The sequence below is a fragment of the Candidatus Thiodiazotropha sp. AKIB8 genome (assembly GCF_058244675.1).
Genome location: NZ_JBSYOO010000014.1, coordinates 18,899 through 28,431, shown reverse-complemented (window position 1 = coordinate 28,431; position 9,533 = coordinate 18,899). Strand labels below are relative to the sequence as shown.

The window sequence follows — 9,533 nt, the reverse complement described above, 5'->3', positions numbered from 1 at the left end:
AGGGCCCCACCCTACCGTTCAATTCAGGGCGTAGGGTGGGGCCCTGCCCCACCAAAATAGCTTGGTTACCTCAGAAAATTCTCGTTCTACGTAACAAATCCCCTTAAGTAAGTGCCATTCGCTACTGACCCAATAGTACTGACACCCAATCCCCAATAATTTTAATGGATCAAAACACTCATTTAGCCACCTGACAATTGACTCAGCCTATATATTCTGGAGATAATTTGCTGTTCGACCCGAACGTTTTATGTCTATCCAATAGACACGGGTGATCCAATAACTGATTGAGTGCGGGGTATAAATACCCGGCGTTCTTTCTGTTGTCCCAGATAATCTGTACGGATAACCTTGGAACGAACCTATTTGACTAGCGGTCCATAGCCCATAGGGTAGGACAGGAAAACACCGACATGCTCGACAAAACACCACTTAATGGCACTCAGATCGAAGATGTTCAGAATACCGCCGACACTCGCCAAATTGCCATTAACAAGGTAGGTATCAAGGATATCCGCCACCCTATGCGCATCCGGGACCGGAGTGAGGGTGAGCAGCACACCATTGCCAATTTCAATATGTACGTCAATCTTCCCCACAATTTCAAGGGCACTCACATGTCCAGGTTTGTGGAGATTTTGAACAGCCATGAAACAGAGATCACAGTCGAATCTTTCAAAGATATGCTGGCTGAGATGACCGAACGCCTGGAAGCCAAGTCGGGCCATGTTGAGATGAACTTTCCGTTCTTCATCAATAAGACTGCGCCAATCTCCGGTGTAAAAAGCCTGCTCGATTACAACGTTACTTTGATTGGTGAAATCCATGACGGCACACCGATCATCGAAATAAAGGTTGTGGTCCCAGTTACCAGCTTGTGCCCATGTTCAAAAAAGATTTCTGACCGTGGCGCACATAATCAGCGCTCCCATGTCACTGTGCTGGCAAGAACCAGTGGTTTCATCTGGATAGAAGAGATCATCGACATGGTAGAGGAGCAGGCCTCCTGCGAACTGTTCGGCCTACTTAAACGACCTGACGAGAAATTTGTCACCGAAACGGCCTACGATAATCCGAAATTTGTTGAGGATATGGTGCGGGACATTGCAGTTCAATTTAACCGCGAAGATCGTATCAGTGCCTATGTCATTGAATCGGAAAATTTCGAATCGATTCACAACCACTCTGCCTATGCACTGATTGAAAGAGACAAGCTGACTGATCCGGCCTGATAGATTACGCTGGTACAGATTGATTTAGAGAAGCCCAGAAACAGGTCTGGGCTAAAGTAACAGCCTGCTGTCTAATAACCTCATCAAGCAGAAAAAAGTGCGCTCAGAAGCGCGTCTCAAGCAGCAGAACTTCCCCCTGATCTTTCATTTTCACCCGATTAAGAAAGCTCATACCCAATAATACACGACCAGGCCCACTACCCTCGACAACCATTCCACTCACCTGGTTGAGAGTGATATTCCCTACCTGCACCCGATCCAGCACCACCTGATATCCCGTAGTAACTCCATTTGCAGTATTCACATAGATACGCTTACCCTCAATTCGGTAAGGGATCCCCAATCTTTTTGCCTGGGAGGTATTCAAGGCAACAGCGGTCGCACCGGTGTCGACGAGAAATTTCACTGTCAATCCATTGATGGTACCGACTGTGGTATAGGCCCCTGCCTGATCACGCCAGACTTTGGCCGTCTGCTGTTGTGGCTGTTTGAATTGAGTCGTGATGTGTCCACCCAGGAGATATTTATCACGCTTGCCATTAATCTCAATCACCGCCTCTTTACTTGTTGCTGAGATCAACAGCACCCCTTCCGGAGAAGGCTTATTGAGTTTCAACAGTCGTCTGGTTCCATCCAGACTGACCATGGCCTTATCAGCAAACAACGCCTCAACCACGATCTTCTCAACCGCATAAACTTGCGATATGGTTAAGGAGAGCAGGAGCAACAGTAATAGACGGTATAGCATTCAGAACCACTCCCATTGATTCAGCAGAACAAGAGACCCGGCAGCAAACAGACCAGCAACCAAGTCATCCACCATAATACCGAAACCGCCCCCGACTCTTTTATCAATCCATCCTATAGGCCAGGGTTTCACAATATCGAAAAAGCGAAATAGCAGAAAACCCACCAATATCCAGAGCCACCCCTCAGGTGCAAAAGTCATTGTAACCAGATAGCCGACAATCTCGTCCCAGACGATCCCGCCATGGTCATGAACCCCCAGATCCCGGGAGGTCACTTCGCATAACCAGATACCCAGGACAAACGCCAAGCTCACAAGAGCAATGTAGTAGATCAGAGGCAGAGGCTGTATCAATAGATAGGCCGGTATTCCTACAAGGGTGCCATAGGTTCCAGGGGCTTTTGGCAGCATACCCGTGCCAAAACCAAATGCCAGAACATGTATCGGATTTTTCATATCCGGTCGAGATGTATCTTGATCAGCTTCCATTATCCCAGAATCTTAGTTGAACATGGATTTGCGGAATCTGGAATTATGACGAGAAGTGGTCAAAACCCAGGTGAGCAGGTGACCAGTGATCACCATTACTGTCCCGACAACGTAATCCCTGTTGTTTTTCTATCTGTCCTATACGGGTTATGAACAGGCCTAATCCACTGGCGATCTCGGCCACCTCTTCCCTATCGGATGCAGGCAGGGTAACACAGAGTTCGTAGTCATCTCCTCCCGCTACGATTAAAGACCAATCCCGATGCAAACCCATTGCTGAAGCCACTTCCGCTGAGAGGGGTATTGTCTCCAGCTGCAAAGTAGCGCCAACACCACTCAATGAGAGAATATGCCCAAGATCCGCCAAAAGGCCATCTGAAAGGTCAATGGCGCTATGGGCTAAGTGACGCAATGCAAGTCCAGCTTCAACTCTGGGTTGTGGTCGCTCCAATCGCTCCAGTGGTGCCAATGCTGAAGGCGATTTCGATTGCTTAAGCTGTTTCAATGCAAATGCGGCATCTCCCAAGGTTCCAGTCACGTAGATATCATCCCCCACCCTTGCGCCGCCTCTCCTCATGGCGAGGTGTTGAGGTACAAACCCATGCACTTGCACCGAAATACTAAGCGGCCCTCTGGTGGTATCCCCACCAATCAGTTGTACACCATATTGGTTGGCCAATCCGGCAAATCCCCGACAAAACTCGTACACCCAAGTCTCATCCACCTCAGGCAAGGTCAAAGAGAGTGTCACCCAGGCCGGATCGGCTCCCATGGCCGCCAGATCACTGAGATTAACTGCCAGTGCTTTATGCCCAAGGGACTCAGGAGCGACCTGCTCAAAAAAGTGTATTCCTGATACCAGGGTATCCATGCTCACCGCCAGGGACATATCATCGGGTACTTCCAGCAGGGCTGCATCATCACCAATTCCAAGCACCACATCCTCCCTCGAATTGGTGAGTTTCTTGAAATAGCGATTTATCAGTGCGAATTCAGTGGTTTCTCGAACAATCTTCATCAAGTCAGTCGGCAGTTGTCTTCTATAATTTGCAGTGTAACTTTCCATGTTGACCTTGGCCATCTTGATACTGCGCTACAAGCTAAATACGAATAAATTTGAACAAGACGAACTGTAGTGCCCAACGTGCACAAGATATCCCGTGAGCTGAATAGCTCGGCAGAATTCATTTCGACTGAGGTAAAACCGACAATTGTCGAAAAAGCCACATTAATCAAATCCATCAAAATAACTTAACACGTTGTATTTTATATAATTATTTTTTTGGCACACGAACTGCACTACAAGTTGATATTGTTACTGACTAACGTTATGCAATGATTCTGCATATCGGAATAACGCTTTCTCAGGAATCCCAATAAGCTGGCATAGATGAGCAGACGACATACCTACATAGCTGGAGATTTACGCCTCAGCAGTGATCTCGGAGGCACTATTACTGCCAAACGCATCGAACTTCTGGAGACTATCGACAATCAGGGGTCGATCTCTGCAGCAGCTAAAGTGTTGAAGATCAGTTATCGATCAGCCTGGGACGCCCTGAATGAGATGAACAATCTCTGGGATAGCCCACTCGTCGCTAAACAACCAGGTGGCAGTCACGGTGGTGGTACCCGATTAACCGATGAGGGTCACCAGCTGATTAATGGATTCAAAGTATTGCTTGCTGAGTATCAGCACTTTACTGATGGGCTCAGCCAAAAACTGGATGACTTCGGGAAATTACAGCAAAACATCAGGAAACTTACCATGCGTACCAGCGCAAGAAACCAGTTTCAAGGGAGAGTAGAGGCCATCAGTGCAGGCCCCATTAATAGTGAAGTCACTCTGTCGATCAATGAGAAAGATCGCTTGATTGCTATGGTTACCCGCGAATCTGTGGAACAGCTCGGCCTCAGCCTGGGGAGTGAAGCCTACGCATTGATCAAAGCCTCATTCATTATTCTGGTGCCAGCAGATGCGTGCTTTGCGAGCAGTGCCAGAAATCGTCTCTGCGGTAGTGTTTGTGAGCTACGCCATGGCCCTGTGAATAGTGAAGCCCTGATATCACTGGATGGCGACAAAACCCTTACCGCCATAATCACAGAAGAGAGTGCCAAAGCGATGCACCTTGAGCAAGGCAGTGAGGTTTGCGCTTTGGTAAAAGCCTCACACGTCATCCTCGGTGTCCACTGATTTTACAACCATGATATGGAGTATCTATCGTGAAACTTTTTAAATCTCTCCTGCAAGCTACCTTAATTAGTATACCCCTATTTGCTACCCAAGTGGTTGCTGAAGAGGTGAAGATTGCAGTTGCGGCCAATTTCACCGATGCCACCCGCATGATTGTCAAACTATTCGAAAAGCAGTCTGGACACACAACCAAAGTCAGTTATGGCTCAACAGGTAAACTCTATTCACAGATTGAGCATGGCGCCCCTTTCGAACTCTTCCTGGCAGCGGATACCAAGAGACCGATAATGGCGGAAAAAGCGGGGCTCGCGGTTGCAGGCAGCCACTTTGTCTATGCGAAAGGTAAATTGGTGCTCTGGAGTATCAAACAAGATCTGTTCAAGGAGGGCGAGACTTTCCTGAAACACGGGACGTTCAAACATCTGGCCCTGGCCAATCCAAAAACCGCACCCTATGGTCAGGCTGCGGAGCAGGTGATGCAGCAGCTTGGTGTTCTGGAAAATAACCGCTCCAAGCTAGTGAAAGGCGACTCTATCTCTCAAACCTTTCAGTTTGCAGCAACCGGCAATGCCGATGCCGGCTTCATCGCCTTAGCTCAGATCAAGGCCTGGAAGGGAAAACGCGGTACATTATGGGAGATTCCATCAAACTACTATAGAGCGATAGATCAGGCAGCGGTTTTGTTGAAAAAAGGAGAATCCAACCCAGCCGCCACCGACTTACTTGCGTTTCTTAAAAGCGATGAGGCACGCAAAGTGATCAAAGAGTTTGGCTACGGAGTAGAGTGAAATCCATCACCAGGTGGTGGGTTTTGATCCCACCTCTATCTTCCGAGGTATAACTACTGGAGCAGACTATGGCATTCGACTGGCAACCGGTCTGGCTGACCCTTAAGTTAGCTGGCACCACAACACTATTGTTGCTGATCATTGGCACACCTATCGCCTGGTGGCTGGCAAAAACCCATGCCTGGTACAAACAGGCGCTGGCCGCAGTTGTCGCCCTGCCATTGGTGCTTCCGCCTACGGTACTCGGCTTCTACCTGCTCATTATGTTGGCTCCCGATGGACCTGTGGGGCAGCTGACCCAGGCCCTGGGAATAGGCACCCTGCCTTTCACATTCGAAGGCCTGGTGCTTGCCTCAGTGCTCTACTCCATGCCCTTTGTGGTACAGCCTCTGCAAAATGCCTTTGAAGCCCTTGGCCCCCGCCCCATGGAAGTAGCCTCTACCCTACGCGCTTCACCATGGGATCGTTTCCTCACTGTAGTGATACCTCTGGCCCGTCCCGGATTTCTTACTGCGGCAGTTCTCTGCTTTGCACATACCGTGGGGGAATTCGGCGTGGTATTGATGATTGGCGGCAACATCCCTGGTGAAACCAAAGTACTCTCTGTAGCGATCTATGATCATGTGGAATCCCTGGAATATGGACAGGCCCACATGCTTGCCGCAGGCATGCTCGGCTTCTCTTTCCTGGTTCTGATGACCCTATATCTGCTCAATGGCCGCTATACCAGGAATCATCAGTTATGAGTGGTATTGAAGTTCAAATAGAGAACAGCCTTGGTGAGTTCAGTCTGGACGTCTCTTTTAATGCACCAGCTCAAGGCGTCACTGCCCTGTTTGGATCTTCAGGTTCCGGAAAGACCAGTGTACTCAGAGCCATTGCCGGCCTGGAACGTCCAGCTAAAGGTCTGGTACGCATCAACGATGAGGTATGGCAGGATCAGAGCTGTTTTGTGCCAACCCATCGAAGAGCCCTGGGATATGTGTTTCAGGAGGCGAGTCTTTTCCCCCACCTTTCGGTTCGCCGAAATCTCGAATATGGGCTGCGTCGTGTGGCAGAAAAGGAGCGGCAAATTCCTTTTCATGATGTGGTTGAATTGCTTGGAATTGCCGCACTACTCAAGAGAGAGACTCACAAGTTATCAGGTGGAGAACGTCAGCGGGTTGCAATCGCCCGTGCCCTGCTGACGAGCCCTCGGCTGCTTTTGATGGATGAGCCCCTCTCAGCACTCGACCATGGTGCCAAACAGATTATCCTGCCCTATCTTGAGAGCCTGCACGATGAGTTCGGCATCCCCTCACTCTATGTCTCTCACGACCCCAATGAAGTCGCCCGACTGGCTGACCGAATGGTGTTATTGGAGCAAGGTAAAGTAATTGCAGAGGGTGATGCCGCCCAACTACTGACCCGGCTCGATCTCCCCCTATCAGGGTATGATGATGCCTCAGCATTGCTTGAGGGAACCGTCAGTTCCCATGACAACAGCTATCACCTGACCTGGATATCTTTGCAGGGTAACAGGGTCGTTGTACCACGAGAGGATTTACCCGTTGGCAGGCATGCCAGGGTACAGATTCAGGCCCGCGATGTGAGTCTCTCACTGCACGCCCATTCGGACTCCAGCATCCTCAATATTCTGCCAGCCCGGGTGATTGATACGCATGATATCAACCAGACTCAAATGCTGGTACGGCTGGAATTGGAAGATGGACAAACCCTGCTATCACGTATTACTCGTCGATCAGCCATGGGGATGGGAATCCATGAAGATATGTTGCTCTATGCGCAGGTAAAGAGCGTTGCTCTGCTCTCCTAGTGTGGTGCGTCATACTAGTGTGGTGCGTCATACATTTGGAGACTCATAATTTTGGGTCTGAAATCGCTAAGAATTAGTCTCTGGCTTTAGTTTTTGTTTTAGCTTTACCTTTGCCAGCTATTTCAACCGAACGAACCTTTTTCGCCACCTGATCAAGTACACCATTAACAAACTTGTGGCCCTGTTCAGCACCGAACACCTTGGCCATCTCCACTGCTTCGTTAATCACCACCCGGTAGGGTACTTCTATTTTGTGTTGCAGCTCATAAGCACCGATTCTGAGTATTGCACGCTCAACAGGGTCAACACTCTCTATGGCCCGGTCTAGGGAGGGTTTAAGCAGCTCATCCAACTGCCCAATATGTTTGGGGACACCCTGCAACAGATCTTGAAAATAGGGAAACTCGAAGCTCGACAGATCCTGCTCTTCAAGAAATTGATTGGCAATGTCGGAAACATCCTGACCAGCCATCTGCCATTGGTAGATGGCCTGTACCGCGTGCTTTCTAGCCTGGCTTCGTTTTTGGCTCATCAATCGATCTGACGCAAAAGGTTAACCATCTCGATGGCTGAAAGTGTGGCTTCAGCACCCTTATTGCCAGCTTTGGTGCCCGCTCTTTCAATCGCCTGCTCGATGGTGTCGACAGTCAGAACACCAAATGCGATAGGTACGCCATGCTTTAGACTGACTTGAGCCATGCCTTTGACACACTCTCCAGCGACATAATCAAAATGGGGTGTGCCACCACGAATCACCGCGCCAAGTGCGATAATGGCATCATATTTCCCACTCGCAGCGAGTTTTTCCAGAGCAACAGGCATCTCGAAAGCACCAGGAAGACGAACCAAAGTAAGGTCATCTTCATTTGCCCCGTGCCGCTTGAGGGTATCAATAGCCCCATCCAACAGACTTTCAACCACAAAACTGTTAAAGCGTGCCGCCACCAGGCAAAAGCGCGCATTGTCGACAGTCATAGCCCCTTCGATCGTCTTTATCGTCATTCTGTTAACCCTGATAAATCAAATATTGAATTCCAGTGGAAAGCTATTCTGCTTCCACATACTCCGTGACTTCCATATCGAACCCAGACAGGGCGTGAATACTTTTTGGAGCACTCAGCACCCGCATCTTTCTGACCCCCAGATCCGATAGAATCTGTGCCCCGACACCATAAGTCCTCAGCTCCTTGCTGTTGTCCTTCTTGAAGAACTTCTGATGGCCACTGCTTTTGGCTTGAAGATCCATCATTCGCTGTACGATCTCCCGAGGGGTGTCGTGATTTCGCAGTACAACGATTACCCCCTCTTGCTCCTTGCCAATCAAGCTCATAGCACTGCGCAGAGGCCAGCCGCATTCGCTAAACTTTGCCTCAAAAAGGTCGCATAGGCTATTTTGCATGTGAACCCGAACCAAGGTGGGGCGATCTGCACTAGGGCGTCCCTTCACCAAAGCCAGATGGAGCTCATTGTCCACCATATCCTGATAGGCGACGAGGCGAAAATCACCAAATTCTGTGGGAAAATTACACTCACTCACCCGCTCTACAGTGGTCTCGTTTTGCACACGATACTGGATAAGATCAGCGATGGTTCCAATCTTAAGATCATGTTCCACGGCGAATTTCTCCAGATCGGAGCGGCGCGCCATGGTGCCATCTTCATTTAAGATCTCCACAATCACCGAGGATGGAGAGAGTCCGGCAAGTCGCGCCAGATCACAACCTGCTTCGGTATGACCAGCTCGAACCAAAACCCCCCCAGGCTGTGCCATCAGGGGGAAGATGTGACCGGGTTGAATCAGATCCTGAGGTTTTGCATCCGGTGCCACTGCCGCGAGTACCGTGGTGGAACGATCCGCAGCGGATATGCCTGTAGTGACACCATCCGCCGCCTCGATGGAGACAGTAAAGTTGGTCGCGGAGAGCTCATCGTCGGTGGTAACCATCAATGGCAGACGCAATTGACTGCAGTGCTCCTTGGTTAGGGTCAGACAGATCAAACCCCTGCCAAATCGAGCCATGAAATTGATGGCATCCGGGGTCACGGCTTCAGCGGCCATGATCAGATCGCCTTCATTTTCCCGATCCTCATCATCCATGATGATGACCATCTTGCCCTGCTTCAGGTCTTCAATAATTTCTTCTGTGGTGTTTAGCGCCATGGAAACTTCTATGGGTTTTGTTCAAAGTGAACCGATTATTCTATCAGAGGTAGCCCATCAGAGCACCAAGCAATACTACCCCGGGTGATGTGACCTTTTCGTGAT

Annotated in this window: 11 protein-coding genes; 5 read left to right on the top strand and 6 right to left on the bottom strand. The window is 49.5% G+C overall.

Going from position 1 to position 9,533, the window contains the following annotated elements; genetic code table 11:
* The first annotated feature begins 413 nt into the window (after positions 1-413).
* A complete protein-coding gene (gene folE2, locus AC4IFB_RS02480) occupies positions 414-1,232 on the top strand; it encodes a GTP cyclohydrolase FolE2 (RefSeq protein WP_490778280.1) in 819 nt (272 codons plus the stop codon).
* A 103-nt stretch (positions 1,233-1,335) separates the two neighbouring features.
* Here folE2 and AC4IFB_RS02475 read toward each other — a convergent pair whose 3' ends face one another.
* The 3 genes from AC4IFB_RS02475 to thiL are packed head-to-tail and all read right to left on the bottom strand — an operon-like array spanning position 1,336 to position 3,550.
* On the bottom strand, positions 1,336-1,980 hold the full coding sequence (locus tag AC4IFB_RS02475; protein WP_490779291.1) for a retropepsin-like aspartic protease family protein: 645 nt from the start codon (positions 1,978-1,980) through the stop codon (positions 1,336-1,338).
* Positions 1,981-2,469: a phosphatidylglycerophosphatase A family protein gene (locus AC4IFB_RS02470; RefSeq protein ID WP_490778282.1), complete on the bottom strand. Its 489-nt coding sequence runs from the start codon at positions 2,467-2,469 to the stop codon at positions 1,981-1,983.
* A gap of 43 nt (positions 2,470-2,512) precedes the next feature.
* Positions 2,513-3,550 carry a thiamine-phosphate kinase gene (thiL, locus tag AC4IFB_RS02465; RefSeq protein WP_490779290.1) on the bottom strand — a complete coding sequence of 346 codons (1,038 nt, stop codon included), beginning with the start codon at positions 3,548-3,550 and terminating at the stop codon, positions 2,513-2,515.
* Positions 3,551-3,859: 309 nt separating this feature from the next.
* Here thiL and AC4IFB_RS02460 point away from each other — a divergent pair, with 309 nt between their 5' ends.
* From AC4IFB_RS02460 to modC, 4 genes are all read left to right on the top strand, one after another.
* Positions 3,860-4,663 (top strand): TOBE domain-containing protein, encoded by an 804-nt coding sequence (locus tag AC4IFB_RS02460; RefSeq protein WP_490778284.1) that lies wholly within the window; start codon positions 3,860-3,862, stop codon positions 4,661-4,663.
* 29 nt (positions 4,664-4,692) lie between these two features.
* A complete protein-coding gene (modA, locus tag AC4IFB_RS02455; protein WP_490779289.1) occupies positions 4,693-5,451 on the top strand; it encodes a molybdate ABC transporter substrate-binding protein in 759 nt (252 codons plus the stop codon).
* A 68-nt stretch (positions 5,452-5,519) separates the two neighbouring features.
* Positions 5,520-6,197 (top strand): molybdate ABC transporter permease subunit, encoded by a 678-nt coding sequence (modB, locus tag AC4IFB_RS02450; protein WP_490778286.1) that lies wholly within the window; start codon positions 5,520-5,522, stop codon positions 6,195-6,197.
* Complete coding sequence (gene modC / locus AC4IFB_RS02445) at positions 6,194-7,267, top strand: molybdenum ABC transporter ATP-binding protein (RefSeq protein ID WP_490778287.1); 1,074 nt, start codon at positions 6,194-6,196, stop codon at positions 7,265-7,267. The genes modB and modC overlap by 4 nt, the downstream gene beginning before the upstream one ends.
* A 73-nt stretch (positions 7,268-7,340) precedes the next feature.
* Here modC and nusB read toward each other — a convergent pair whose 3' ends face one another.
* The 3 genes from nusB to ribBA are packed head-to-tail and all read right to left on the bottom strand — an operon-like array spanning position 7,341 to position 9,428.
* Positions 7,341-7,799, bottom strand: a complete 459-nt coding sequence (nusB, locus tag AC4IFB_RS02440; protein ID WP_490779288.1) for a transcription antitermination factor NusB — start codon at positions 7,797-7,799, stop codon at positions 7,341-7,343.
* Entirely contained in the window at positions 7,799-8,269 is a 471-nt protein-coding gene (gene ribH, locus AC4IFB_RS02435) for a 6,7-dimethyl-8-ribityllumazine synthase (RefSeq protein WP_490778289.1), read from the bottom strand. Before ribH ends, nusB begins: the two co-directional genes overlap by 1 nt.
* Before the next feature lie 43 nt (positions 8,270-8,312).
* Complete coding sequence (gene ribBA, locus AC4IFB_RS02430) at positions 8,313-9,428, bottom strand: bifunctional 3,4-dihydroxy-2-butanone-4-phosphate synthase/GTP cyclohydrolase II (RefSeq protein WP_490778290.1); 1,116 nt, start codon at positions 9,426-9,428, stop codon at positions 8,313-8,315.
* Between the last annotated feature and the right edge of the window lie 105 nt (positions 9,429-9,533).

Coding starts and splice junctions, on each gene's coding strand:
- folE2 (WP_490778280.1), top strand. CDS start 414: ATGCTCGACAAAACACCACTTAATGGCACTCAGATCGAAGATGTTCAG.
- AC4IFB_RS02475 (WP_490779291.1), bottom strand. CDS start 1,980: ATGCTATACCGTCTATTACTGTTGCTCCTGCTCTCCTTAACCATATCG.
- AC4IFB_RS02470 (WP_490778282.1), bottom strand. CDS start 2,469: ATGGAAGCTGATCAAGATACATCTCGACCGGATATGAAAAATCCGATA.
- thiL (WP_490779290.1), bottom strand. CDS start 3,550: ATGGCCAAGGTCAACATGGAAAGTTACACTGCAAATTATAGAAGACAA.
- AC4IFB_RS02460 (WP_490778284.1), top strand. CDS start 3,860: ATGAGCAGACGACATACCTACATAGCTGGAGATTTACGCCTCAGCAGT.
- modB (WP_490778286.1), top strand. CDS start 5,520: ATGGCATTCGACTGGCAACCGGTCTGGCTGACCCTTAAGTTAGCTGGC.
- modC (WP_490778287.1), top strand. CDS start 6,194: ATGAGTGGTATTGAAGTTCAAATAGAGAACAGCCTTGGTGAGTTCAGT.
- nusB (WP_490779288.1), bottom strand. CDS start 7,799: ATGAGCCAAAAACGAAGCCAGGCTAGAAAGCACGCGGTACAGGCCATC.
- ribH (WP_490778289.1), bottom strand. CDS start 8,269: ATGACGATAAAGACGATCGAAGGGGCTATGACTGTCGACAATGCGCGC.
- ribBA (WP_490778290.1), bottom strand. CDS start 9,428: ATGGCGCTAAACACCACAGAAGAAATTATTGAAGACCTGAAGCAGGGC.